A 26,512-nucleotide genomic window follows, 5' to 3' on the forward strand; every position below is an offset into this window, starting at 1 on the left:
ATTCAGTCTAGCGACAGATGAAGGGATCAGACAAAAACGTTTAGAAAGTTCACATTATCTAAAGGTAGATGACGCAACTGATGATTAATTTCATCAGCAGCAGCTAATCCAGAAAGCATCGCATCTTCGGCAAGATTGCCGCCACACCAATCACCACAGCAAACTAAAGGTAAGGGAGTTCCGGCAGACAAAAAAGCTTCATGCCAAGGACGGCTAGGAAAGGCATAACGCCAACGATGTACTTGTATCCATTCGGGTGTATTCAGCCACGGAAGGGACAGAGATTCAGATGCTCGTTGCAACATAAGCTGTCCAACAGGTTGTAAATCCTGGGATTCTAGATGGCGTTGAGCAAAATCAGCACTACTTTGCACTACAAAATGTGGTTGTTGAGGGTTAGGACGCTTGCTACTGTCCAAACCAATCCATGCTAAATCAGGATCATCTACAAAAGTTAGAGCTTTCCACTGAGGGAGTGGTTGGGATGTGGGAGAATATCCAGCGATCGCACTAATGGAAGGGTAAAATTCCACAGAACGCAGATTTTCAAGAAAGACTGCATCCAATCCACTTTCACCCAAAGGTTCCAACAGCATTACAGCTTGGGGTGCAGGAATGGCGACGACTAAAGCTTTTACAGTTAATTCTTCATTACTAGATTCGAGAGTCAAACGCCAACTATTTTCAGGAGTTGGGGTAATAGCGATGACACGCTGATTCAGTAATATTTCTAAACCTGGGGCGAGGGATTTAGCGATCGCACTCATTCCCCCAGGTGCAACATATCGCGGACTGCGGTTTTTGGGTTGAGATAAAGGAGTGCCTGCGGTGAGTTCGTAAACCTCCTCTGTCCAAACTTCGAGGATATGGCGCGATCGCAATATCTCCACAAAACGTTTAAATAATTCACCCTTTGGCTTCAGGTAACAAGCCCCATGATCCGCGCAAGTTCCATGCAAGCGGCGTGTAGCTAGCCTTCCTCCCAAACCACGGGACTTCTCCACCACTAGCACCGAATATCCAGCTTGACTTAACTGCTGGGCGCAGACTAAACCGGCGATTCCGGCACCAATCACTGCAATATCAGTCATGAGTCAATAGTCCCTAGTCATTGGTTATTAGTTATTGGTCATTAGTTATTCGTTATTATCAAAGGACAAAATTACTACTAATGACTGCTGAAAGCTAATAGTAGAATAAGGTACACAAAGCTGCATGGAAGGGAGGAAGGGAAATTGGATGAAATGAGGGCGGCGCTAGAGTTAGCGACCGAAGAAGAATTGCAAGATTTAACAGCAATTTTATTTAGTCGTAAGTTCAATCCCCTAGACTATGTACACACACCCGAACCCATCGAAGTACAAAGCCAAGACCGCAAAGCTTGGCTAGATTCATTAGAGGGTCGCTTTCGCTTTTTGGCGGCAGATGGGATGACAGTATTACGGGGACGCACAGGCCAGGTAACTTACCGACAAGCATTAGTTCACGTATGTAAGTATCTCAAAATTCCCTATTCTAATCGGCTGGCAACCATTGATTTAGAAGCAGAAGTATTTTTGCATCTGCTAGGACAGGTGTGGAAAAAATTACCTGAACAGGAAAAACAAAAATTGACTCTCCGAGTACAGCGTCAGCTTGTCAAATCAGAACTAAAAGAACCGCTACCACTTTTATTGCAACGTGACCCCTTAGGGTTACTTTTCAAAGGCGGTAGTGCGATCGCTGTTACTTCCATGCTCCAGCCATTTGTACTTAAGCAAATTGCCCGTCAATTTGCCATCCACTTTGCTACTTATGAAGTCGCCAAACAAGCGGCAATTACAGGCTCAGAAGCAGCTGCAACGCAATTTCAAAGCTATGTAGCTATGCAAATGGCGCAACGGGGTATGACTGTGAGTGCGGCTCGTTATGGGGCAGCCCGCACTATGTTTGCTGTGATTGGGCCGATAATGTGGACTTGGTTTTTTGCAGATTTAGGCTGGAGAGCGATCGCCACTAACTACGGTCGGATCATCCCGACTATTTTCACCTTAGCTCAAATTCGCCTCACTCGTGAGGAATGTTGGGAGCCAGCTTGAACAAGGTTTTTGACTATTTTAAGTCTCGTTGGCAATCTTCTTGGAACTACTCTCTATGGGCGCTGTTAATCTTCCCATTGAGTCCTTTGGTGGGGGCTGTGACTATCGGGTTTGTCTCATTAATCACTTGGCTGAAACAATCCCGCAAAATTAGTCGCCGCCCCCTCAACTGGGGATTTGCCCTTTTGAGTCTCTTGCTGATCGTGAGTGCTGGGTTGGCCGATGACAAGACAGCAGCTTTCCTCGGCTTATTTAATTTATTACCCTTCTTTTTACTTTTTGTTGCCCATAGCGCCCTGATTCAAACATTTACCCAATTGCGGCAAATGGCTTGGGTTTTGGTGATCGGTTCTATGCCCCTGGTAATTATCGGCTTGGGGCAGTTATTTTGGGGCTGGAGTTTGAATTTAGAAATTTTATGGGTTGTATTGAATTGGATAATCGTACCAGGAGGAAATCCGCCAGGTCGCATAGCCTCACTCTTCTTGCACGCTAACACCTTCGCAGCTTATCTAGCGGTAATTTTCATTCTTGGTTTAGGGTTGTGGCTAGAAAACTATCAGCAACTAAGATTCAAAAATAAACAGTCATTTCCCCCCCGTCTCTCTCATCTCCCCCTCCTCTTCCTAACCGTGGCGATGATTACAAATTTCATCGCCTTGATTTTTACCAACTCGCGCAATGGGTGGGCGATCGCTATTTTTGCCTGTTTAGCTTATGCACTCTACCAAGGTTGGCGCATTCTTGTGGGTGGCGTTGGTGCGATCGTTTCTAGTGTGCTTTTGGCAGCTTTTGCTCCCTCGCCAGTCGCTCAATTTTTTCGTCAGTACGTTCCTGCCTTCTTTTGGGCAAGGTTAAATGATGACATGTATCCAGATAGACCAGTCGCTTTAATGCGAAAAACTCAGTGGCAGTTTGCCTGGTCTTTAGCTCAGGAACATCCTTGGTTTGGCTGGGGCTTACGCAGTTTTAGCGGACTCTACCAAGCTAAGATGCAGATTCCCTTAGGTCATCCCCATAACTTGTTTTTGATGTTATCTGCTGAAACTGGTTTTCCCAGTACTCTGTTATTTTTTGGCTTACTAACTTGGATTTTGATTACAGGTGTGCAATTACTCCGAAAGTCAAAATATATAAATAAAGAAGACAGATTGATATTGTTCAGTTATCTTCTGGCTTTTGTTGGGTGGATTCTATTCAATACAGTTGATGTAACCATATTCGATTTTCGTTTAAATGCGTTTTCATGGTTAATTTTGGCTGCTATTTGTGGAGTCGTATATCGTTATAACCTACATGATAGGCTTGCATCTCATCCAAATGAGTTAGGAAATGACAAACAGCAACTTTAAATATCCATCATTTCATTTTCAGTGTATGCACTGGGGACATTTAGAGTTTCAAGTTAATAAGATTACTATATTCACGTCTGTGAGTGTGACTAATACATAATTAGTTACTGTTGCTGATTGTTGGGAAGGTGTAGGGACAACCCTTAAGGGTTTTCCTGCATGACGGGCATCTCTTGTAGATGCCCTTTTGTATATTTATTATTTCTCTTCAGTTAAAGCACAATTTTAAAATCTATTGATTTGACGGAATCTCCGAAAAATTTTATCTTTCCTAAAGGAATGTAAAACATGGTTGCTGAAATGAAATTAGGTCTTTGTAACCCGCCAGAACCTATTTATTTGTATGTAAAAAGTGGAGAATTAAACGGGGAATCATACTTGTGGTATAACTACGATAATGATAAAACTATTCCTGTACAACAAACAGGGCTAACTGGGTATATATCCGAACTTAAATTAACGACGAAAGAATTTAGAGAAAGGGACAACATTAAGTTAGATATCGTTGTTAGGGCGGATGAAGTTTATGTTGTTAGGACTGGGATAGAAACAAACTTTGCTAAAACGTTCCTTTTAGCTGTATCATGTGTCCAGGATTTTTCCAAGCCCCTGATTATCGCTGCAATTGCTGGAAAAGAGAATGTGGTTTTTTGTAACCTCTACGACGCGGCGACTAAAACCAGAATTCGTTCTGAATGGAATAAAGATGCCGATTGGCTGGCAATCATTGATAGTGTTCAAACTAGATTGCAGACATTTAAAAATTCTCATATTGTCTCTGGTGAGCCAATACTATTCTAGAAAAATTGTGGAGGCTGGGGAAGTTGGTTAAGCAATTTCTTTCCCAGCTTTATTCGCTACAACCTAACAAAATCGCATTGCTCCCTAACGGAGTGATGATTTTTTTTAGCTATGGCTCTAAACCTTGGTTACGTTTTTCTTGGATGACTTGTTGTAGTTCATCTACTGAATTGAGACGTTTGCCATTAGACTGAACGTGTAATGCTAGGGCGTGAATTGCTTCGGTATCGCCACGATTTTGTAAGACATAATCTCGCAATTGCTTGCGTGTCATTTCTCTAAAGTTAGGCTTATTCATAATCAACCTCTGCTTCTGGATTAATTACTACAACTGTCTCTTCACCTGCTATTACTACGATGTTATTTGTTCGCTCATCTAAGGTAACTAGGTAAACCGGGAGATACATTTGCGTTAGCCAAGTCAAGACTCGGTATAACTGTTTCAATTGTTCTGAGTTGGCTCCATTTCACCGCTCAACTTAGGCTAAACCAAGTTTAAACTTTATTATGACTGCGATATAGCTATAGCAATCCTAAATGAGTCGTGAAAAATATAGATAAGGAAACGAACCGCCAAGAACGCCAAGGACGCAAAGGGAAGAAAGAAGAAAGGGATGTATAATTTTCACAAATGATTTAGGACTGCTATAGCACTTCTCGTTTACGTGAGGTACACTCGTAGGGGCACGGCACTGCCGTGCCCCTACACCCCGCTATATAATGTTGTACCGCATCTGAATGGGAACCGCGATCGCACCCAATATTTTGATTGGCATTAAAGACTACGATAACCAGTATGGTGTAAGCTCTCGGTAAAATGGGTGTGTCGGTAACGAAAAAAAGACGCATCCATAGCCAACCTTATGTTCACAACAGCTAACTTTCTTCAGTACACCCAATGGTCAGGTATAGCTACCTTGCTATTTGCTGCCTTAACATTTTTGGCTTTTATTCTCAAATGGGGCATCCGCTTTCGGCTGGTGGGTACGACTGGCTTTATGCTGGTGCTGACGGGTGGTTTATTTGCACTGTCGATAGTCCCCTTGAGTCGGACTGTGATTCCAGGAGCAGCCCGGTACACTTTAGTTTATGACAATGGGTCAACACAAGCAGTGATTGCCACATCACCCCAAATTACACCCACACAATTAGATGCAACTTTACGTCAAGCAGTTAGTAATCTGTTTTCTTCTGGTCGGTCAGGTACACGGCAAGACGATAACTTAACGGTTCGCGCTCGTACCATTATCCACCCAGAGCCAGGGACTTCTGTACCAGTTTATTTGGGTGAGGCCAAGCGATCGCTCGTTTCTCGTGAAAATTCTGCGATCGCAATCGAAATTTACACAGAAAAATTCGCCCAATTGTCAAAACCTACTGCTTAAGAGGCAGGGGGCAGGGGAAGCAGGGGAAGAAAATACTTCCTCATCTTCCTCATCTTCCTCATCTTCCTCATCTTCCTCATCACCCTTATCTCCCTGCCTTCCTCGATAATAATTTACCTGTTATCAGGATGACATAATTTATTTTGTATTTACCGATACATTAATTGTTATTTTTAGATTAAGATATTCACACTTTTAGTGGTTACACTCTGGTAAAAAGTTAATTATCGATAGATTATTCAGTTCTCAATCTCTTTTATTGAGAATCTGAGAATGGTAATGTTAATTAATTATATGGTTATTCAAAACTTTGATAGTTCGGAATTTCAGACTAATGGGCATTATAGATTCAAGCAACTTCGTGAAGCTACTCTGTATAGTTTATTGCTTGGCTCATATCCAAATGAGTCGGGTGTAAGCTTGGAGCCATCCAAAAAACAGTTATGTCTTCAAGTATTCCTTGTCACCAGTCTATTAGATTAAGAAATATCAAGGTTTTGGCAAACTAGATTATATGTCTAATCAAATTTCTACTCAACCTTCTTTGTCTACTCAAACCTCTAGTTCATTATTTACCCTCACAGTTGCCCCAGCAAAAGTAATCCGTGGTTCTGGTGTGTTGCAAGCAAAAGCAGCAGAGATAGCCTGTTTGGGAAGTCGTCCCTTAATTGTGGCAGGTGATTCTACTCTCGCCATCAGCCGAACAAATTTGCTCCCAGTTTTAGAAACGCAACAGTTACATGCTGCCCAAGCTTCATACAGTGCAGACTGCTGTGAAGCTAGCCTGAAATCTTTACAGAAGAAAGCAAAAGAACATAAAGCTGATGTAATTATCGGTGTTGGCGGTGGCAAAGCCTTAGATACGGCGAAATTAGTCGCGCATCAGTTACAGTTACCAGTGGTGACAATTCCGACATCAGCGTCTACTTGTGCAGCTTGGAGTGCCCTGTCGAATGTTTATTCGGAAGAGGGGGCGTTTCTATACGATGTGGGGCTGTCTCGTTGTCCCGATTTATTGATACTTGATTATGACTTGATTAAAACTGCACCACAACGGACTTTAGTAGCTGGAATTGGTGATGCGATCGCTAAGTGGTATGAAGCCTCAGTTAGCAGTGGGCATTTGCAAGACACTTTAATTATTGCTGCGGTGCAACAAGCGCGAGTTTTGCGAGATATCTTGTTGCAAAAGTCTGCCACCGCCCTGAAAGAACCAGGTAGTGAAGTTTGGCGAGAAGTCGTAGACGCGACTGTTTTATTAGCTGGGGTAGTTGGAGGACTTGGAGGGGCGCAGTGTCGTACAGTTGCGGCCCATGCCGTGCATAATGGTTTAACGCACATTTCAGGACATGGCAGTATTCATGGCGAAAAAGTTGCTTTTGGAATTTTGGTACAACTGCGTTTAGAAGAAATGCTACAAGGCAATCAACTAGCAGCATCAGCACGGCAACAGTTGTTAAAGTTCTACACAGAAATTGGACTGCCCCAAAAATTAAGCGATCTGGGATTGGGCAATATTACATTAGGCGAGTTGCAAACAGCTGCTGAAATTGCCTTAGTTCCTAATTCTGACATCCATCGACTACCGTTTAAAGTCGCGTTGGAACAGTTGATGGCAGCAATGGTTTCTACCACTGCACCTATAGATAGTAGAGATACTATAAATCGAGTTTCGCCCAAGGGAATCAGTGACGAGGTTGAAGCATGAGTTTAAATTGGATTGTCCCAGCAGAACGGATACAAAAACTACCGCCCTATGTATTTGCCCGTTTAGATGAACTAAAAGCTAAAGCACGGGAACAAGGGTTAGATTTAATTGATTTGGGTATGGGAAACCCCGATGGTGCAACACCAGCACCAGTTGTAGAAGCTGCGATCGCCGCCTTGAAAGATCCCGCCAATCACGGTTATCCTCCTTTTGAGGGAACTGCTAGTTTCCGCAAGGCGATTACTAACTGGTATCATCGCCGTTATGGTGTAGTTCTCGATCCTGATAGTGAAGCTTTGCCACTACTGGGTTCTAAAGAAGGATTAACCCATTTAGCGATCGCCTACGTTAACCCTGGCGATTTAGTTCTAGTTCCTTCCCCAGCTTATCCCGCCCATTTTCGGGGGCCAGCGATCGCAGGCGGGAAAATTCACAGCTTGATTCTCAAACCAGAAAATGACTGGTTAATTGATTTAGCTGCAATTCCAGATGAGGTTGCAAGACAAGCTAAAATTCTCTATTTCAACTATCCCAGCAATCCCACCGCCGCCACAGCACCACGCGAATTTTTTGAAGAAATCGTCGCCTTCGCCCGCAAATATGAAATTTTGCTGGTGCATGATTTGTGTTATGCCGAGTTAGCTTTTGATGGTTATCAACCCACTAGCTTACTAGAAATTCCCGGCGCGAAAGAAATTGGTGTAGAATTTCACACCTTATCTAAAACCTATAATATGGCTGGTTGGCGCGTTGGGTTTGTGGTGGGTAATCGCCATGTAATTCAAGGTTTACGGACACTAAAAACTAACTTGGATTACGGCATTTTTGCCGCATTACAAACAGCAGCCGAAACCGCTTTGCAATTGCCAGATGTGTATTTGCACGAAGTACAACAACGCTACCGTACCCGCCGCGATTTCCTGATTCAAGGGTTAGGAGAGTTGGGTTGGGATATCCCCAAAACCAAGGCGACTATGTATCTTTGGGTGAAGTGCCCTGTGGGTATGGGTTCCACGGATTTTGCCTTGAATGTGTTGCAGCAAACTGGCGTTGTTCTTACCCCAGGTAATGCCTTTGGGGTTGCAGGTGAGGGTTATGTCAGAATCAGTTTAATTGCCGACTGCGATCGCTTGGGTGAAGTTTTACATCGCTTCAAGCAAGCGGGTATCCGCTATCAACCTGAAAGCGTAGTTTCTCCTTCAGGAGCGATCGCTGATCTCGTTAGTTAATTAGAGTCAGGAAACCCAACATTATATCACTAAAATGATTGCTGATCGTGTTTGGTATAATGTAAAAAAATAGAAAGAGTTAACAATGATTGGTACTAATATTTACATCAGTCAAGAAACTCAAGAATCTCTAATTAAAGCTGCGGCTTTAAAAAAAGTGTCTGTTGAAGAACTAGCTTCTTCTATTTTGAGTGAAAGTATCCAAGAAAAGTTGGGGCAAATCAGGTGTTATTCGGAAAATAAAAGCAAATTTGCCGTTAATCCTCTTGGAGAAATGCAACCCTATGCTTATTTGGCAGATCCTAATGAACCCGTTATTTCTGATGATGATTGGGAAATGAATCAAAATTATGAAGTGAACGATTTGTGATCGTTCTTGATACTCATATTTGGGTTTGGTGGAATCACAATGATTCAAAGTTGACTCCTCCCCACCGTGAAGCAATAAATAGGGAAAGACCTCATGGTTTAGGTGTCTGCTCCATAAGTTTGTTAGAGATTAGCAGACTTGTTACCCAAAATAAGTTAATTTTTCCCTGTTCGATTCAAGAATGGTTTGATATTGCTTTGGCACAAGAGGGAGTAATTCTTTTATCAATCACTCCCCAAATTGCCATTGATTCATACTCCCTTCCAGGAAATTTTCATCAAGATCCAGCCGATAGAATTATCGTTTCAACAGCAAGAATGTATGATGTTCCTTTGGTGAGTGTAGATGAAAAAATACTTGCCTATTCTAATGTAAAAAGAATTCTGCCTTGATGTTAAGTAGTCGGACAAAAATATTTACAGTCATTGCGAGCGTTCGCGCAGCGTCTCGTAGAGAAGCGAAGCAATCCCAGCCCTTGCGATTGCTTCATTCCGCTTCGCTCCATTCGCAATGACATTGTGTAATTAATTCTGTCTGACTACTTAACTGCGAGCGCTGGAATTGTCCCTCCCATTTCTGGTGATACAAATACGCTAGCTTTTACGTTAGGTTGATACGTATGGGCATTGCGCCTTGCCCCTACGAGAAATCTATATGTATCAGGATTTTCGTGAATTGGTATTAGACTTGTCCATGTTCGCGCAGCGTCTCGTAGAGAGCGTCTGAATAATCAGTATAAATTAAGTTGAAAATTATCCGGATTAACGGACAACAGCAGTGTAATTACTAAATACAGAGTGTTCTATAACTCACAACACTAGTTGATTTAGTATAAGCAATTTTATGTTGTCTGATTTAGATTTAGTTCGAGAGTTCGTATCTAGCTCTATCCAAAAAAAAGATATTTTATTGGCAAATCGTTCTTTAACAGCACAAACAGTTTATAATACTAACCGTCTGGCAACAAAGACTGAAGGCGTAATTGCCACTGCCCAATTAAATACTACACAAACTGAATTCTTGATTTTGTCTAACTCATCCCATTGGGAGTTACTAAATCAAGCTTTACCAGAATCTAATTATCTCCTGAAAGGAAACATAGATCGTAGTGGTTTCTATCACTATCAACACTGCGAAATACCTAAAGACTATAAGTTGCAATGTACTAAATCTGTGTTTTTATGGCAAGCTTGGTGGAAATATCGCAAAAATACTTTACAACGAGGAATTCCATTGGATATTTTAATCCAGACAAGAGATTTATGGTATCCAATCAAAGATTTAACCATTAGTAATGGAATTCTGTATGTCAAAACTTTAGTAAGTGAGATAGAAATTTATGCAGATGATTTAGTGATTTGGTTAAGTAAAAGTGAAGTAAATTCTCAAAATTAATCATTAGTCAAAAACTTCACCCCTCCCTATTTTTCATCAATCAGTTCCCGATCGCCTTAGTGGCCTGTCTCATTAATTTTGATGAGTTATTATTAAGTATAAAACTTGCTGAAAAATACAGGACTAAAGTCCTTACTACGAACTTTTTCAGCACGAGTTTTTTCAAGCGTGCTATTGGTCTGTGAGGGAATTATATCTTTTTCTAGCTTCCAAGGATTGTAAGTTAGTTTTCACATCGCTACAACTATAAATCAGGTTAGCGATCGCTCGAACTAATTTAGCTGGCTCCACAGGCTTGGTGATATGCAGCCCAAATCCGGCAGCGATTACCTGTTGGGAATCAGCCTCAGATGCATAAGCTGTCAGAGCGATCGCTAGAATTGTCCCTCCTTGTTCTGGTGACATGGCTCTGATTTGACGCATTAGCATATAGCCGTCTACTTCCGGCATTCCAATGTCGCTTAACAGCAGATTTGGCTGAAACTCAGGCATAATTCGTAGTGCTTCCATAGCAGATGCGGTCTGAGTTACTACCGCGCCAGACTGCTCCAAAATGAAAGCAATTAACTCTCGCGTATCACGCTCATCATCCACAAGTAGAACTTTCACCCCATTTAGATCGGGCGAATCATCAAATTGTCTATCAATTTGATCACTATTGAGATGAATCTTCATTAGCGGTAGCATGACTGTAAAAGTTGCTCCCTGTTCTTCGCCCAAACTTTCTGCCTTAACTGTGCCGCCATGTAGCTCTACGATGTGACGAACAATAGCTAATCCTAATCCCAATCCCCCAAATTTCCTGGTAGTTGCGCCATCAGCTTGTCGGAAGTATTCAAATACGAATGGTAAAAAATCTGGGCTAATTCCCTTACCTGTATCACTGACTCGAAGTTGAGCCTGAGAACCAACAGACTGTAAACTGATTTCTACCTGTCCACCTTGGGGCGTAAACTTAATAGCATTGGAAAGTAGATTCCAGATAACTTGCTGCAAGCGACCTGAATCACCAGTTACTAGGAATTTTGGATCGCACCTTTGGAGTGCTGGAAGCGCAACTTGGATTTGGGATTTTAGATTGTCAGTTTGGTTGTTAAAATCGATATCTAAATTTATGTGAGAATTTTCTAATCCAAAATCTAAAATAGTAAATCGCAAATTGATAGATTTGGCTTGAGCAGCTAGACGGACTGTTTCTATTGCAGATGCGATCGCAGTTTCCAGATTCACAGGAGCAATATTCAGACTGAGTTTACCTTGCAAAATGCGAGAGACATCCAACAAATCTTCAATTAGTTGAGTCTGAAGCTTGGCATTACGCTCAATGGTTTCGAGAGCGCGAGTGGTGGTTGCTTCATCATACTTTTTAGTTTGTAATAACTTCGACCATCCCAAGATCGGGTTTAGCGGTGTGCGAAGTTCGTGGGAAAGAACCGCCAAAAATTCATCTTTGATCCGATTAGCTTGGACTAATTGCTCTTTTTGCTGCTGTAACGAATCCATCAACTGAGCGCGTTCCAGAGCAACCGCCACCTGATCGGAGGTTGCTTGTAATAGAGCAATTTCCCCAGAAGTGAAGCGGGTACGTGTGCAACTGGCAAAGGAGAGGACACCAAGCAGCTTTCCCTGAGCAATTAACGGTTGACCGGCATAAGCTGTAATTCCCAAATCTCTGAGGATGTCGGCATTGGGATAGGTAGAGTGCAGCACATCATTGAGGACAATTTGATGACGTTCTTGCGCCACTAGTCCGCACATCCCTTGATTAAATTCCAGGTATTCAATTGTTTGAAATACTTCATCAGTAATGCCGTTCCAAGCTACTAACCGAAGTTTCTGCTTATTTTCGTGCGTCTCAATTAAATAGTGAAAGTAAAAATGCAAATCCATCTGCGCCGAGAGCTTACTAAATAAGCTATTCATTAGATCCAAAGGGCGCTCGGTTGAAAGCAAATCGCTGGTTGTTTCAGAAAGCAGTTTGAGTAGTTCACTGCGCTCTCGCAAGACAAGTTCTGCAAGCTGGCGTTCACGAAGGATGCGTTCGCGTTCGGTGATGTCAACTGCAACCCCTCCTACCAGACATTGCCCAGATGCATCGGCAATGGGAAACTTGTATATCAAAAATTCGCCGAGTGTGCCATCTGTGCGTGGGGCAGACTCGATCGCTTCAATAACCTGATTGGTCTGGGCAACCATTCTAATGTTATCAAGGAAGGGTTGAGCGATTTGGGCTGGGTATAGGTCAAAAATGTTTTTATTAATCGCCTTATTTGTTGGTACATCGAATGTACTTAAATAAGTGGGGCTGAGGTAAAGTACACGTCCGTCTACATTCGTAATCCATGCTGCGGCTGGAATATTGTCCATAAAAGCTTGAAATTGCTGTTGACTCTGACTCAGCGCTTTTTTAGCTTGGTGGAGATCACTAATATCAAGAATGAATGCAACTGAATTTTGTTGAGATTCGCCTAACACAGAGTAGCCAACTACAACCGGCACACTGGAACCATCCTTGCGAATGCATTCCTTCTCATAAGGAGTACAGGTTCCCTTCGCTGTTGCCTCGGCAATAGCCAGTTCATCTAAATACTGGTACTCAGGAGGCGTGATATCAGTCCAGCGTAGTCTGCCTGCCTGGATATCTGCTTGGGTATAGCCCACAATTCGCAAGAACTCGTCGTTGGCTTCAGTGATGCTACCGTTCACATCACCAAAGAGAATGCCAACTATATTCGCTTTCACAAAACTTCTGAGGCGTTCTTCACTTGCTTGGACTGCCTTCTCTGCTTGCTTGCGTTCGCTGATATCTGTGGTGCTGCCAACTAAGCGGACTGGTTTTCCATCACCATCCCGTTGCACCACTATTCCCTGATCCAGTACGTAGATGTACTGGTTATCCTGGTTGCGAATGCGATACTCGGCAGCATAGCGATCGCCATTTGCCAAAGCGATCGCCGCCTCCTCTTCTACACGTTGCAAATCCTCTGGATGGACAAGCTCACGCCACCAACTACCTGTTGGTTGGGCGATGTCGAGAGAATAACCCGAAATTCTGGTTAACCCCTCGGTTCTTTCAACGGTATCCTGCTCTATATTCCAGTCATAAATGAGACAGTTGACCGCAGCAGATGCTAACTCAAAACGCTCGTTAGCTAATCTCAGGCGTTCCTCTTTCTCCCGCAAAGTTTGTTCTACTTGCTTGCGTTCGCGTAGTGCAGCTTGCTGTTCGCTCAAATCAACAACGAAGCCAATGACCTTTTCTTGAATATCTCTCAGGACGACAGAACCGAGTAGAACGGGAATGCGATCGCCATTTTTGCAGATATATTCCTTCTCAAAGGGTTTACATACTCCGGTTGTTCTAAGTTCTTTTACTGCACGTTCACTCAAAAGAATATACTCGTGTGGGGTGATATCGCGCCAGTTCATTTGGTTAGCGGCAAAATCTTCTCGCGTATAGCCGACCATTTTCAGAAAAGCATCATTGGCTTCTATGATGGAGCCGTTGTTCATATCAGTTACGATAACTCCAATGATGTTGGATTCTGCCAGTCGGCTAAACCGCATTTCGCTATTTTGCAACAATTTTAGGCTCGTCTCTGCCTTGCCTCTGGCAGTTCGCAACTCTGAAGAGAGGGCGGTAATTAAGAAGGATACTAGTGAGAACGAGGTTAATCTTACCAAGACGTTCGGGCTGAGGAAATTGAAGGAGTAGACTGGCTCGATCAAAAAATACAGCGCAGTTGTAACAGAAAGAGCGATCGCTAGTACTCCAAGTCTCATGCCACCATACCAGGCACTGATTGCCACGGCAGCATAAAAGAATGTAAATACGCTCGGATCGAAGGCTGGCAACAACAGTCGCGTCAGCAGCAACGCCGCTATAACTGCCAGAATCATCACGCTGTATGTTAGTAACCAAGAGCGCATTATCACAATTTTTTCGAGTACTTTCACCATCATCTTAAGAGTCCTCCCGTTGCTCCGCTTTTAGGAGATACTCCTTCAGTAGTCTTTTACCTGGTTCGCCCATCTTTCGTAACATTTCTTCAATTAGTTTTAGTGCCATCTGTGAAGGCACTGTAGATCCGTTCTCCCAGCGATTAACTGTTCGCAGGGAGACTCCCAACTTGGCTGCAAACTTTTCCTGAGAGAGATCAAGCTGCTGCCGCAGTTCACGGATTAAATTGGAAATTTTTAGTGACTTTCCTAGTTCCATAGTAGGAAGAGTAGGACAAGTGTCTTGCCATTTGTCTCCAGCTTGAGGAAGAATTTAAACTATCGTTAGTTATTATCAATTTCATCTTTTGGCTAAATACCAATATTAGTTATTAGTCCTCATTAATTACTGTTCACTGATTGAAGTCTCCACCATACTTCTGATAACTGTTAACTGTTTTAAGATAGTGCCACAAAAAATTGTTGAGATAAAATAACTGTATCAGGTAACTATAAAATAAAAATTAAATTTTCTCAGGTGTGTGATACCAAAATAGTAGTATATTTATCTAATTTTGACAATTTAGATACAATTACTACTGATATGCTGGATATATAAGTTTTATCTAATACTTTATATTTATAAGTGTTTAAAATGATGTATTTAATTTTACTTCTAAGCTAATATACCAATGGTAAGGCTAGAAAGCTATAATAAGATTTAAATAAAGTTTTTGCCTAATTCATATCATTGTTTTGATTAATCAACACTCCGAAAACTTTTTAAACACTCAACTGGAAAATGTACCAGGTGAAGGCTATATATTTAGCTGGTTTGATTGGTTTTGTCTTTGGTATCCTCCAGGCTGGTTAATTATATTCAACCGTCATTGGCAGCACTATCACACCGATTCAGACGGTTGGAATTGGCTTGAATATGGATTATTTTTAATTCCTGGCGGATTTTATCTGGCGATGCTAAGTCGTTGGTTGCGTCTTGGTTTTCGTTCACCTCGAAAAGAAGTTGGTGAATTTAATCCCAAATATCAAGAAGCTTTTCGCAAAGAAGTTCTCGCGCCCATCGTTAAATACTATTTTCGTGGAAAATTACAACAAGTCGAAAACTTGCCACAAACAGGGCCATTGATTGTGGCAATGAATCACGCAGGGATGAGTTTTCCTTGGGATTTTTTAACCTTGGGTTATTTATTAAGTGAAGCTAGAGGATGGGTGCTACAACCTGTAGCAAGTCCAGTATTATTTGAGCATCCTTGGATAATTTGGTGGTTACCACCTAAATGGTCGCAGGTTTTGGGTGGTGTGCGAGCCGAATTAGATGATTTTGAAGCAGCGATCGCTCCACCAACACCTACAGCGATCGCCCAAGGTAAAATTATCTTATATGCACCTGAAGGTATCCGCGGCCTTGTGAAGGGTTGGAGGAGACGCTATCAACTAGAAAAGTTTGATGTGAGTTTTATTAAATTGAGCGATCGCTATCAAATTCCTATTCTGCCAGTAGTTTGCATCGGTAGTGAATCTTTACATCCTTGGGCTGTTAATTTTAAAAAATTGCAACGACTAGTCAAATTACCCTTTTTTCCTATCTCGCCTTTAATGCTTGCCTTAATTCTGTTTCCTTCAATGGGAGTTTGGGCAATGAGAACTCGCCTACATTACTTTATTCAGCCTTTGGAACCAGCAGAATTGCACAACCATTCAAACAAAGGGCGTAAAGTAACTTATCGGCAGGCACAACAATTACGAGAAAAACTGCAAATTAAAATTAATCAGTTATTGAAATAAATTTAATCCTACGAGTGGATTTAAGTCAATCTTTGAAAAAAATTAGGAACTTGCAATTTAATAATGTACCAATCTGCGCTTGAGCGGCTGCAAACAACCTCCGCTACCCACCAAGATTTTTCGGCAGTCCGCTCCAAGCGAATTGTTAGGCTGTTTCTTGCTGTGATACAGTCTGCTTTTCTATCGCTTCAAGAATAACAGACCAGTCGTCGTGATGCAGTTCGTGTCCTGTTCCGGGCAATGGTAGTAATACAGCATCCTGGATTTCTGCTTGCAATGCCAAGCTATGGGCATAGGGTAAAACACGATCTTCTGTGCCATGAATAACCAGAGTTGGTACAGCAATTTCATGGAGGCGGTTAAACCATTTTTCTCCGCCTTGCAACAAGGCATGATTAAAGGTCGTCATGAGATTGCGAGTGCGATCAAAGTCAGCCCCAGCTAATTCGCGGATGGCTGATTCATCAAACGGATGAGCTGAACCGGAAAGCAATCGCCATGCACCAACCTGATACTCAATCACTGCCTCACGGTTTGCCCAATCGAGTTCACTGGCTTTTGCATGATATTCAAGAACAGATGGATCAATCCCTGGCATTGTCGAATCGGTTTGAGCCAAGCGTTCCGAGGCGATTAACGTCAGACTTTTGACCCGTTGAGGATGCTTGAGCGCCATCAGTTGAGCCAAGAATCCTCCTAGCGACATCCCCACTAAATGAGCGATCTGAATTCCATAGCTATCGAGAACACAAAAAGCATCATCCGCTAGATCTTCAACGGAATAGTGAATGTGACCTGGCTCATAACTTGTTGAACGCCCTGTGTCTCGGTGATCGTAGCGAATCACATAGCGTCCCAGAGCAGCCAATTGGCAGCAGAAATCTTCCGCCCACCACACGGCTGAAGCCATCGCTCCCATGATTAATAAAATTGGTGGATCGGTTGAAGCGCCAAAAGATTCGGAGAAAAGGCGAACTCCGTTATGGCTAATCCATTTACTTTCCATATCTTTCAAATAATATTTTTTTAATGTTTATCAAATTGATTTTTCCATAATAAAATTTATCAGTTTTTGCCCTCTACGTTCTACCTCTTGCTGTTTCACAACAATAAAGCTCTGGCTTTCAAAAAAAGGTTTAGCTGTAATACTCGCTTCTGTAAATAACTTTTCCATTCCCAAAGACTTTGCTTTTGATTCAATCTGTTCTAAGATTTTCTTACCAATCCCTTTTCTTTGAAAATTTTTATGACAGTAAAAACGGTCAATATGTCCATTAGCCTCTAATTCACCAAAACCAATAATTTTACCCTTCTCCTCTGCTACATAAGTAAACTTACTTCCTAAACCTTTAATCCAAACGTCAATATCCATATTTGCTGGTGCCCAAGCATCTACTTGTTCTTGTGTGTAATCGTGAATATTCACTTCATGAACAGTGTCGTAGAACAATTTCATAATTTCTTCGGTATCAGCTATTTCGTATATTCTTAATTTCATAAATAAGGTAATTAATCACAAATAACTCTACTAGAAATTTTATCAGCGGTGGTGTGACTATTTCAGCTTCTGAGTGCAGTCCTTTTCGCTTATGGCGGTTCTCACGGAATCCCACCCTAAGAGCAAGCGATGAGGGGGCTAAGAAAGATGTACTTTATGTGATTAGGAAAGCTATATATAGCGGTTCCCATTCAAATGAGGTACAAAATTATATCGCAAGGTGTAGGGGCACGGCACTGCCCATTGGTGTCAACTTAACGTAAAAACTAGTCTAGAAAAAGCTTTTAGGATTGCCTCGTTCCCAGCCTCCGGCTGGGAATGCCATCTTAGAGGCTCGGCCTCTCTGATTTGCGGCAGAGCCGCTATGATGAGCATTTCCAGCCGGAGGCTGGAAACGAGATTTGAAATGAGTTTTACCTTAAGTTGACACCTATGGGCACTGCCATGCCCCTACGAGTGTACGTCACGCTTGCCGGGAAACGCTATACATAGGACTAGCCCTTTCAAGGTGGTGAGATTTAGAACGAGAATTGGTTATTTCAACCTTCAAAAAGCCCAAAATCTGAGCGGAGGATTCAAGATGGTAGCACTGAAACAACGTATCTTCGTTGGCCACCTTGAAAGGGCTAGTCCTAATACAGCAGAATTTCTTAGATTAAACTTCATATACACAATTTATATAGTACAAGTATACTATTTAGCTGCTAAAATACTTTAGAAGTCAGCTAGCCTTGCTTGAGGTAGTATGAAAAAAATCCAAGATACGGACAAAAAGCCCATTTTGCTGTTCCAGCCTACATCTGTAATTACTGCTATAGTGCCACTACAACCCCAAGAAAAAAAAATCATCAGTGAACGGGAGCGTTTTATAACACAAGTCGAACGCATAAATCAGATGGCGGTAGAGTTAGAAGCAGCGATATTAGAGTTGAAAGCGATCGCTAACACACTGAATACTCAAAAACCTTACCCATTCTTGATAAAGGAGCTATGCAAAAATATTTGTCAGTATTTCGCAGTTAGGGTGCCTTGGGTAAAAAGAAAGTCTAACGAATCATTTATTTTGACAACGCGAAAAGTTGATTTATTCCGAGCCGAAAGGGAAGCCGCACTGCTAGCACAGCAACTTCGTCAGCAAACCAAAAAAAGATTAGCATTGCAGCGATACAGAAAAAACAAGAATGGGGCTAAGGCTGACACAAAACGCTTCTTCAAAAAGGTATTAGTCAACAAATCTTAATAATTATTAATATTCAACGGCAGATCACCCCGTCAGTTGTAACAGTTATGCTGATTGAAGTGGCAGAAGGAAATTCTGACTCCAAATTACTCACCACACTGCCATTGCTAATTGCTACCAACTGTGGTAGTAAGTAGGCAAAGCTACCCTAATATTTGCACTTCCGTAAAATCAGAGTGCAACATCAGGGACAATCAATCAGCGCATAGAAGAGGTAAAAAGAAGGTGTTAAAGACACTTTTAGTGATTGCCGTTGGTTTTTTACCGTCCCTGATTTCTCTGTGGGCGATCCGCAAAACCCATGCGCGATCGCGCCTACGGCTCAGACAAGCAGCCATGAATTTTCCAGCGATGCAGAGAAGGCAAAACCTTAGACCTGTAGAAGGCGATCGCTATTATTTAGAAGGCGTGGGTTATCTAATTGGCGATATCAGCTGCAAATTTAATGCCCGATCTGGCTATATGCGTTGTGCTGTCAATCCCGAAGGCCCCTGTAATGGTTGTCGTCACTACGAACCTAAGGAATTAGCTGGGAGTGAAAAAAGGGCTTAATAAGTTTTACCTGCCTAATACAGCAGATTGCGCTCTAATCGAATACACGTAGAGACGAAGAAAAGCTACGTCTCTACAAGGTTTTGGGTTTTATATATGTACTTCATTTACCTAAAATCTGCTGTATTCAAACAATCTCAAATTACTAAAGAAGGGGAAGGGGATAACTCAGGAGAGAGCAATTTATCAAAGTGTTCGTTAACTGATGTCCTAAACTAAGCCTACCCTTCACCCTAGAGAAAAACCTCTGTAACTATGGGCCAGCATTAACAAAAAGTGCATTATTGGTTCCAAGACCGGCACAGACAACCTGACTAGCACCTAAGCGAGTACAACTAGGATCTGAGGTGTATATACCTCCCAGACTCTGATACCCACTCCATGAAAAGCCATTAAATTGATTCACAAAAAGTGCATTATTGGTTCCGAGACCAGCACAGATAGCCTGACTAGTCCCTAAAGAAGTACAACTAGGATTTGAGACGACTATACCTCCCAGACTCTGATATCCACTCCAGGAACTGCCATTAAACCGATTTACAAAAAGTGCATTATCGGTTCCTCGGACGGCACAAATAGCCTGACTACTACCTAAGGAAGTACAACTAGGATTTGAGACGACTATACCTCCCAGACTCTGATATCCACTCCAGGAACTGCCATTAAACCGATTTACAAAAAGTGCATTATCGGTTCCTCGGACGGCACAAATAGCCTGACTACTACCTAAGGAAGTACAACTAGGATCTGAGGTGACTATACCTCCCAGACTCTGATATCCACTCCAGGAACTGCCATTAAACCGATTCACAAAAAGTGCATTATCGGTTCCTCGGACGGCACAAATAGCCTGACTACTACCTAAGGAAGTACAACTAGGATCTGAGGTGACTATACCTCCCAGACTCTGATATCCACTCCAGGAACTGCCATTAAACCGATTCACAAAAAGTGCATTATCGGTTCCTCGGACGGCACAAATAGCCTGACTACTACCTAAGGAAGTACAACTAGGATTTGAGGTGACTATACCTCCCAGACTCTGATATCCACTCCAGGAACTGCCATTAAACCGATTCACAAAAAGTGCATTATCGGTTCCTCGGACGGCACAAATAGCCTGACTACTACCTAAGGAAGTACAACTAGGATTTGAAGTGGCTATACCTCCCAGACTCTGAGGCCCACTCCAAACGGCAAGAACTGGTTGGCTTACCAGGGATAAAATTACCGATGTTGTGCCTGCTAAAATTGTAAATTTCCTTTTCATAGAATCTAATCTCTACCTCCTTAATACTGTTCTGTGTTTTGTTGCAAAAATTTAGACAGATGTAAAGTTTTAATTCCTGAATTTTTCTTTCAGTTTGAGAGGTTGTTTGAAAAGTGGTTAACTGCGATTTTAAGGACTTATTGATTACCTCTAGCCCCCCTTAAGAAGCAGGGCTGATTCATTCCCTAAATAGCTATAAAAATCAAGGGTTTTAGAACATTTGGCTACCGACAAGATCACTTTTAAAACATCCTCTGGCTGGTATTGTACGATGAAACCATGTACCGAAAAAATCAGTTAGAAAACTTTACATTATCCAGTTACAGCAGTTTTCATGTATTTGAACCACATCTGTCGTAGGGGCACAGCAATGCTCATTGGTGTCAACTTAAGCTAGAAATCGCTTGTTGACTTCCACGCCCGCCCAGAAATAAATTTCAGGGCTAATAGCCCAAGTCTACTCAAGTAGACTAAAGATTTTTCAGATTATTTAGTCATCTAAAGATGACTTAAGCTATTATTCTTGGAACTTCAGTTCCTTGCGGGACATGGCTTTTACGTTAAGTTGACACGTATGAGCAATGCTGTGCCCCTACCGCGTGGTCTATTTACCTGAAAATAGCTGTAAAACTCATAATCTTCGTGCGATAGAACTGCTATTATTCAGCCGTTGCATTAACAGTGATCGAATTCAACTCTACTAAAGTAAACTTTAGGTAAAACTTTGTTTATACCAGACTTTAAGTCGGAATAAATCATGCATCAACTTAGTCTGATACTCTGCCGTTATTCGGCTGCATGAGTTGAGACACTTAAGTTTTACTCGAACATCTGACACCTGAGGGCGCTCACGCTTAACGATTCCCAAGTTTTACCTGGGAATGGTAAAATTATGGCTAATTATAATTTGTATTTACAAACACTTTGAATATTTGTGTTTGCATGGTCAAATAAGAATGATTTAATATGATTTGTGCAAAAGTGGAAATCTGTATCATTTTTTTTGCAGATGATGAAAATTACTATTAGCTTTTGCAGAATATCTAATAACTACATGATTATCTAACGATGAACAACGCGATCGCTCAGACAACAGCATTATTATCAACTTGCGCTTTGCTACTAACAGGCTGTGGTGGTGGCGGTGGCTCTGTGGCAAATTCTTCAGATAGTACTACAAATAACACTACAACTAACACCACCCAGACTAGCACTACATCTGGTGCGATACCCATCGGTATTGCCTTAGCACAAACCAGCAATGTAGCATTACTTGGTCAAGAGGGATTCGTGGGAGCCAGAATTGCCGAGAAGTATTTCAATAGTAAAGGCGGTATTAATGGCACTCCGATTAAATTGGTAACCCAAGATACTAGCGGTGATGAAGCTGGAGCAATTAACGCTTTTCAAACTTTAATTAACAAAGATAAAGTAGTCGGTATTGTTGGCCCTACATTATCACAGCAAGCTTTTAGTGCCGACCCCATCGCCGAACGGGCTAAAGTCCCAGTTATTGGCGCATCAAATACCGCAAACGGAATTCCAGAAATTGGTGATTATGTAGCTCGCGTATCTGCTCCCGTCTCTATAGTTGCTCCTAATTCGCTGAAAGCTGCACTCAAACAGAATCCTCAAATTAAAAAAGTCGCAGTTTTTTACGCCCAAAATGATGCATTTAACAAATCAGAAACGGAGATTTTTCAAAAAGCAGTCAAAGAACAAGGGCTAGAATTAGTAACAGTTCAAAAGTTCCAAACTACTGATACAGACTTTCAAGCCCAAGCTACCAATGCACTTAACTTAAAACCAGATTTAGTAATTATTTCGGGACTAGCTGCTGATGGTGGTAACTTAGTGCGACAACTGCGAGAACTGGGTTATAAAGGCATAATTATTGGTGGTAATGGTCTGAATACACCAAATGTTTTGTCAGTGTGTAAAGCACTTTGCGATGGTGTGCTGATTGCTCAAGCTTACAGTCCTGAATATCCTGGTGAGATTAATAAGGTATTTCGCCAAACTTATATTGAGCAATACAAGAAAGAACCAGCCCAATTTACTGGTCAAGCTTTTGCTGCGGTGCAGGTGTATGTCGAAGCTCTTAAAGAATTGGATAAAAAAACCAAAATCAGCACATTACCTCTTGATAAACTGCGGACAGAATTGAACAAGCAAATACTAGCTGGAAAGTATGATACTCCTTTAGGTGAGATTGCTTTTACACCAGTTGGTGATGTGATTCAAAAAGAATTTTACGTTGCCCAAATTAAGATGGATAAAGATGGAAATACTGGAAAATTCGTATTTATAAAATAGTTGCAATTATGGATATAACTCTATTTCTGCAACAATTTTTGAACGGATTATCTATCGGTAGTATCTATGCAATTTTTGCATTAGGATATACCTTAGTTTATTCTATTTTGGGCATCATTAATTTAGCTCATGGCGCGATTTTTACCTTGGGTGCATATTTCACTTATGCACTCATGGGTGGCAATTTCGGATTTAACGGCTTGCTAGCTAATGCAACCTTGCCGATAAAATTACCATTTGCTATAGCCTTAATTTTAGCAAGTACATTGGCGGGATTGGTAGGGGTAGTGATGGAACGGGTTGCTTTTCAACCTTTGCGCCGTCAAGGATCTGATCCCTTGCTAACTGTTGTTTCCAGCTTAGGGGTAGGAGTAGTAATTGTAAATTTAATCCAGTATTTAGTAGGGGCAGAAAGCTACACATACCCCGCAAATACTTACGGTAATCTGCCACCTGCGATTAATTTTGGTACTCCAGAAAACCCAATTCCAATTCGCAGCGTTCAGGTGGTAATTTTTGCTGTATCAGTGGTGATTGTGGCAATTCTTACCTATTTTATCAATCGGACTAAATATGGTAAGGCAATGCAAGCGATCGCAGAAGATCCAACTACAGCTAGTTTGTTAGGAATAAATAGCGATCGCTTTATCATCTTAACATTTTTCATCAGCAGTTTTTTAGCAGGATTAGCAGGAACTTTAGTTGCTTCTAGTGTTAGTATAGCTGGGCCATATTTCGGCATTGCTTTTGGTTTGCGGGGTTTAGCGGTAATTGTCTTAGGTGGTTTAGGTAGTATTCCCGGTGCAGTGGTGGGAGGCTTAGTAATTGGATTAGTCGAGGCGTTTGTTCCTTCGGAATTCTCTGGATATAAAGACGCAGTAGCTTTTGGAATTTTGTTTATCATGCTATTAGTTAGACCCCAAGGTTTGCTAGGGCGGCGGTTTATTCAAAAAGTTTAAAGAGACGTAGTAGGGCTATTTCATTCTCATCTAGCCCGCCTCAGAATGAATTCACCAGTCTAATAGCACTCATTCGTCTAAAGACGACTAAGAAAAGGTTATAGTCTGTTTGAACGGACTTTAGTTATGGGAGACGTAGTGCCATGAAAACATACACCAAACCTAAATTAACTTTTGAGCAATTTTTAGAACAGTGTCCAGAAGAAGGTTTATATGAACTTGTAAATGGAGAAATTGTAGAGGTGCGTGCAACCAGAAATCATGATGATGTCGCTGACTTTATGGCTGACTCTTTCAAAGATGAAATTAAACGTTTAAATCTGAATTACGTAGTAAAAAATACAGCAGTCTTTAAAACTATAACTGCCAATGGAATAGAGCAAGGGCGCAAGCCTGATGTAAGTGTCATAGATAAAGATACATGGCGCTCAAACCGTTCTACTTATGCTGCACTTGAAGAACCTATCCAGTTAGCTGTAGAAGTGACATCAACTAATTGGGAAGATGACTACATTGATAAATTGGATGAATATCAACGTTTGGGTATTACAGAATATTGGATTGTAGATTATTTAGCAATTGGGCTAAGAGAATATTTAGGAAATCCAAAAGTTCCGGCTGTATTTGTTTTTCTATTAGATGCTGAGGAAAAATATCAACGGACACTTTTTAGAGGTTCAGAACGAATTATATCACGAACTTTTCCTGAACTGGCGTTGACAGCAGACCAAATATTAACAGCTTAATAGGTGAGAATAGTGATAGTTTAATTAAGCTTAATCACAATGTTTAACAATGACTGATTTTTTAGCTACTTATGGTTCTCTAATTGTCTCTATGGTATTAGGGGCGCTAGTAGGGTTATCACTTTACTTACCGCTAATGACAGGGCAATTGTCTTTAGCTAGTCCAGGATTTTATGCTTTAGGTGGGTATATTGCAGCAATTTTATCTACCAAAGTCTTTACATCTAGCAGTAGTTTATTTCCCATTCCATTGTTGTTATTGGAGATGTTAATTGCTGGTGTAATTTGCGGTTTATTGGGTGTAATAGTGGGAATTCCAGCGTTGAGATTGCGAGGAATTTATTTAGCGATCGCTACTATAGCTTTTGTAGAAGTTCTGCGCGTCATCTCGCTCAATCTAGATATTACTGGCGGTGCTGTGGGAATTTTTGGCATTCCTCAACCTTTCCAAACACCAATTGAATATTTATGGATTGCTTTGCCTTTACTATTAATTAGTATGGTGCTACTTTATCGTTTAGAACGTATTCGCGTCGGAAGGGCTTTTATCGCTATCCGTGAAGATGAATTAGCTGCGGGTGCAATGGGAATTGACCCCACTTATTACAAAGTTTTAGCATTTACATTAGGGGCTATTCTTGCAGGGGTTGTAGGTGCAATTAGCGCCCACTTCCTTAATACCTGGAATGCTCGTCAAGGTACTTTTGATAGCAGTATTATATATTTAACTTTTGTTTTAATTGGTGGTTCAAGAACTTTTTTAGGGCCGGTAGTCGGAGGTATGGTGTTTACAGCTTTACCAGAGATTCTGCGAAGTCTTGCTGATACTGGTGGTTTACCTAATTGGTTAGCACAATTTTTGCGCGATGGAAGATTAATTATTTTTGGCTTACTAATAGTAATAGGTACAATCTTTTTTCCCCAAGGGCTAATTACTCCAGATATTTTTCAAAGACGGAAAATCATGGAAAAACGAACCGCCAAGGACGCAAAGGGCGCGAAGTAAGAAAAGTTTTAGAGAGTTATTGCCTAAGTTTTATATTCATAATAATATGTACAAATGTCACATAGTATTTTAGAAAATAACAGCAGTATTGTCTTAGAAGCAAGAGCATTGACTCGCCGCTTTGGTGGTTTAGTGGCAGTAAATAATGTATCTTTTAGTGTAAATAAATATGAGATTTTTGGACTAATTGGCCCTAATGGTGCTGGGAAAACAACACTATTTAATTTGATCACTGCTTTCATTCCCCCTTCTGGCGGTAAATTAATTTATCAAGGTGCAGAACTTTCTCAACTGCGTCCTCATCAAATTGCTGCTTTAGGTATCGCCCGTACCTTTCAAAATATCCGCTTATTTGGGGAATTGTCGGCGTTAGAAAATGTGATTATTGCTCGGCATTTACACACTAAAAGTAATATGATTGCAGGAGTTTTGGGATTACCACCAGCGCCTAGTGAAGAACTTAAAACTAAGCAGAAAGCTTTAGATTTATTGGATTTGGTGGGATTAAGCGAATCGCGCCCACGAAAAAGCCAAAAACTTTGCCTATGGCGATCAACGTCGGCTAGAAATTGCCCGTGCTTTAGCATTACAACCGCAAGTCTTACTTCTCGATGAACCTGCGGCGGGGATGAACCCCAACGAAAAGCAGCTACTCAGTGAATTTATCCGTAGTCTGCGCGATCGCTTCGATTTGACGATTATCCTTATAGAACACCATGTACCCTTGGTTATGGGTTTGTGCGATCGCATTGCTGTATTAGATTTTGGGCAATTGATTGCATTGGGTGAACCATCTATAGTTAGAAATGATCCGGCTGTAATTGAAGCTTATTTAGGAAATGAATAAGCGATTGAGAATGAG

General features: G+C 41.4%; 24 protein-coding genes and 1 pseudogene. 17 read left to right on the plus strand and 8 right to left on the minus strand.

Going from position 1 to position 26,512, the window contains the following annotated elements; translation table 11 throughout:
* Positions 1-26: 26 nt before the first annotated feature.
* A complete protein-coding gene (locus tag D1367_RS26750) occupies positions 27-1,091 on the minus strand; it encodes an NAD(P)/FAD-dependent oxidoreductase (protein ID WP_118169669.1) in 1,065 nt (354 codons plus the stop codon).
* Positions 1,092-1,235: 144 nt separating this feature from the next.
* On the opposite strand from D1367_RS26750, the gene D1367_RS26755 reads away from it, so the two are divergent.
* The 3 genes from D1367_RS26755 (at position 1,236) to D1367_RS26765 (ending at position 4,231) form a co-directional block, all read left to right on the plus strand.
* Positions 1,236-2,078 (plus strand): YaaW family protein, encoded by an 843-nt coding sequence (locus tag D1367_RS26755; protein WP_118169672.1) that lies wholly within the window; start codon positions 1,236-1,238, stop codon positions 2,076-2,078.
* Complete coding sequence (locus D1367_RS26760) at positions 2,060-3,430, plus strand: O-antigen ligase family protein (RefSeq protein WP_118169674.1); 1,371 nt, start codon at positions 2,060-2,062, stop codon at positions 3,428-3,430. The genes D1367_RS26755 and D1367_RS26760 overlap by 19 nt, the downstream gene beginning before the upstream one ends.
* A 288-nt stretch (positions 3,431-3,718) precedes the next feature.
* Positions 3,719-4,231, plus strand: coding sequence for a hypothetical protein (locus D1367_RS26765; RefSeq protein WP_228674733.1), 513 nt, complete (start codon positions 3,719-3,721; stop codon positions 4,229-4,231).
* Positions 4,232-4,340: 109 nt separating this feature from the next.
* Here D1367_RS26765 and D1367_RS26770 read toward each other — a convergent pair whose 3' ends face one another.
* Together D1367_RS26770 and D1367_RS31340 are read right to left on the minus strand one after the other, a co-directional pair.
* Positions 4,341-4,529 carry a DUF6887 family protein gene (locus D1367_RS26770; protein ID WP_118169676.1) on the minus strand — a complete coding sequence of 63 codons (189 nt, stop codon included), beginning with the start codon at positions 4,527-4,529 and terminating at the stop codon, positions 4,341-4,343.
* Entirely contained in the window at positions 4,522-4,677 is a 156-nt protein-coding gene (locus tag D1367_RS31340) for a DUF6888 family protein (RefSeq protein WP_181985227.1), read from the minus strand. The genes D1367_RS26770 and D1367_RS31340 overlap by 8 nt, the downstream gene beginning before the upstream one ends.
* Before the next feature lie 417 nt (positions 4,678-5,094).
* Here D1367_RS31340 and D1367_RS26775 point away from each other — a divergent pair, with 417 nt between their 5' ends.
* The 6 genes from D1367_RS26775 to D1367_RS26800 all read left to right on the plus strand — a co-directional run bounded on the left by D1367_RS26775 (position 5,095) and on the right by D1367_RS26800 (position 10,318).
* Complete coding sequence (locus D1367_RS26775) at positions 5,095-5,616, plus strand: Ycf51 family protein (protein ID WP_118169679.1); 522 nt, start codon at positions 5,095-5,097, stop codon at positions 5,614-5,616.
* A 514-nt stretch (positions 5,617-6,130) separates the two neighbouring features.
* A complete protein-coding gene (locus tag D1367_RS26780) occupies positions 6,131-7,324 on the plus strand; it encodes an iron-containing alcohol dehydrogenase family protein (protein ID WP_118169682.1) in 1,194 nt (397 codons plus the stop codon).
* Positions 7,321-8,553, plus strand: a complete 1,233-nt coding sequence (locus D1367_RS26785; RefSeq protein WP_118169685.1) for an aspartate aminotransferase — start codon at positions 7,321-7,323, stop codon at positions 8,551-8,553. Before D1367_RS26780 ends, D1367_RS26785 begins: the two co-directional genes overlap by 4 nt.
* Positions 8,554-8,638: 85 nt before the next feature.
* On the plus strand, positions 8,639-8,923 hold the full coding sequence (locus D1367_RS26790) for a hypothetical protein (protein WP_118169688.1): 285 nt from the start codon (positions 8,639-8,641) through the stop codon (positions 8,921-8,923).
* Entirely contained in the window at positions 8,920-9,315 is a 396-nt protein-coding gene (locus D1367_RS26795) for a type II toxin-antitoxin system VapC family toxin (RefSeq protein WP_118169690.1), read from the plus strand. The genes D1367_RS26790 and D1367_RS26795 overlap by 4 nt, the downstream gene beginning before the upstream one ends.
* A 451-nt stretch (positions 9,316-9,766) precedes the next feature.
* A complete protein-coding gene (locus D1367_RS26800) occupies positions 9,767-10,318 on the plus strand; it encodes a hypothetical protein (RefSeq protein ID WP_118169691.1) in 552 nt (183 codons plus the stop codon).
* A gap of 171 nt (positions 10,319-10,489) precedes the next feature.
* Here the strand turns inward: D1367_RS26800 and D1367_RS26805 are convergent, their stop codons facing one another.
* Together D1367_RS26805 and D1367_RS26810 are read right to left on the minus strand one after the other, a co-directional pair.
* Positions 10,490-14,281 (minus strand): PAS domain S-box protein, encoded by a 3,792-nt coding sequence (locus D1367_RS26805; protein WP_118169693.1) that lies wholly within the window; start codon positions 14,279-14,281, stop codon positions 10,490-10,492.
* 1 nt (position 14,282) lies between these two features.
* Positions 14,283-14,537: a helix-turn-helix domain-containing protein gene (locus D1367_RS26810; RefSeq protein ID WP_118169695.1), complete on the minus strand. Its 255-nt coding sequence runs from the start codon at positions 14,535-14,537 to the stop codon at positions 14,283-14,285.
* A 476-nt stretch (positions 14,538-15,013) separates the two neighbouring features.
* Here D1367_RS26810 and D1367_RS26815 point away from each other — a divergent pair, with 476 nt between their 5' ends.
* Positions 15,014-16,063 carry a 1-acyl-sn-glycerol-3-phosphate acyltransferase gene (locus D1367_RS26815; RefSeq protein WP_181984975.1) on the plus strand — a complete coding sequence of 350 codons (1,050 nt, stop codon included), beginning with the start codon at positions 15,014-15,016 and terminating at the stop codon, positions 16,061-16,063.
* Positions 16,064-16,208: 145 nt separating this feature from the next.
* Here the strand turns inward: D1367_RS26815 and mle are convergent, their stop codons facing one another.
* On the minus strand, positions 16,209-17,069 hold the full coding sequence (mle, locus tag D1367_RS26820) for an alpha/beta fold macrolide esterase (protein ID WP_118169700.1): 861 nt from the start codon (positions 17,067-17,069) through the stop codon (positions 16,209-16,211).
* A 30-nt stretch (positions 17,070-17,099) separates the two neighbouring features.
* Positions 17,100-17,561: a GNAT family N-acetyltransferase gene (locus D1367_RS26825; RefSeq protein WP_118169703.1), complete on the minus strand. Its 462-nt coding sequence runs from the start codon at positions 17,559-17,561 to the stop codon at positions 17,100-17,102.
* A 745-nt stretch (positions 17,562-18,306) separates the two neighbouring features.
* On the opposite strand from D1367_RS26825, the gene D1367_RS26835 reads away from it, so the two are divergent.
* Positions 18,307-18,801 (plus strand): hypothetical protein, encoded by a 495-nt coding sequence (locus D1367_RS26835; RefSeq protein WP_118169708.1) that lies wholly within the window; start codon positions 18,307-18,309, stop codon positions 18,799-18,801.
* Between the two features lie 225 nt (positions 18,802-19,026).
* Entirely contained in the window at positions 19,027-19,353 is a 327-nt protein-coding gene (locus D1367_RS26840) for a DUF6464 family protein (protein ID WP_118169711.1), read from the plus strand.
* Between the two features lie 253 nt (positions 19,354-19,606).
* Here the strand turns inward: D1367_RS26840 and D1367_RS26845 are convergent, their stop codons facing one another.
* Positions 19,607-20,623, minus strand: coding sequence for a DUF8189 domain-containing protein (locus tag D1367_RS26845; RefSeq protein ID WP_118169713.1), 1,017 nt, complete (start codon positions 20,621-20,623; stop codon positions 19,607-19,609).
* A gap of 1,068 nt (positions 20,624-21,691) precedes the next feature.
* Between D1367_RS26845 and D1367_RS26850 the strand changes: the two genes are divergently transcribed.
* From D1367_RS26850 to D1367_RS26870, 5 genes and pseudogenes are all read left to right on the plus strand, one after another.
* Complete coding sequence (locus tag D1367_RS26850) at positions 21,692-22,939, plus strand: ABC transporter substrate-binding protein (RefSeq protein ID WP_118169716.1); 1,248 nt, start codon at positions 21,692-21,694, stop codon at positions 22,937-22,939.
* Positions 22,940-22,947: 8 nt separating this feature from the next.
* On the plus strand, positions 22,948-23,898 hold the full coding sequence (locus D1367_RS26855; RefSeq protein WP_118169719.1) for a branched-chain amino acid ABC transporter permease: 951 nt from the start codon (positions 22,948-22,950) through the stop codon (positions 23,896-23,898).
* Between the two features lie 143 nt (positions 23,899-24,041).
* Positions 24,042-24,644: a Uma2 family endonuclease gene (locus D1367_RS26860; RefSeq protein ID WP_118169721.1), complete on the plus strand. Its 603-nt coding sequence runs from the start codon at positions 24,042-24,044 to the stop codon at positions 24,642-24,644.
* 49 nt (positions 24,645-24,693) lie between these two features.
* Complete coding sequence (locus tag D1367_RS26865; RefSeq protein ID WP_118169723.1) at positions 24,694-25,650, plus strand: branched-chain amino acid ABC transporter permease; 957 nt, start codon at positions 24,694-24,696, stop codon at positions 25,648-25,650.
* 54 nt (positions 25,651-25,704) lie between these two features.
* A pseudogene (locus D1367_RS26870) lies at positions 25,705-26,497 on the plus strand (ABC transporter ATP-binding protein).
* Positions 26,498-26,512 lie beyond the last annotated feature (15 nt).

The sequence above is a fragment of the Nostoc sphaeroides genome (genome assembly GCF_003443655.1).
In the GTDB taxonomy this organism is placed as follows: domain Bacteria; phylum Cyanobacteriota; class Cyanobacteriia; order Cyanobacteriales; family Nostocaceae; genus Nostoc; species Nostoc sphaeroides.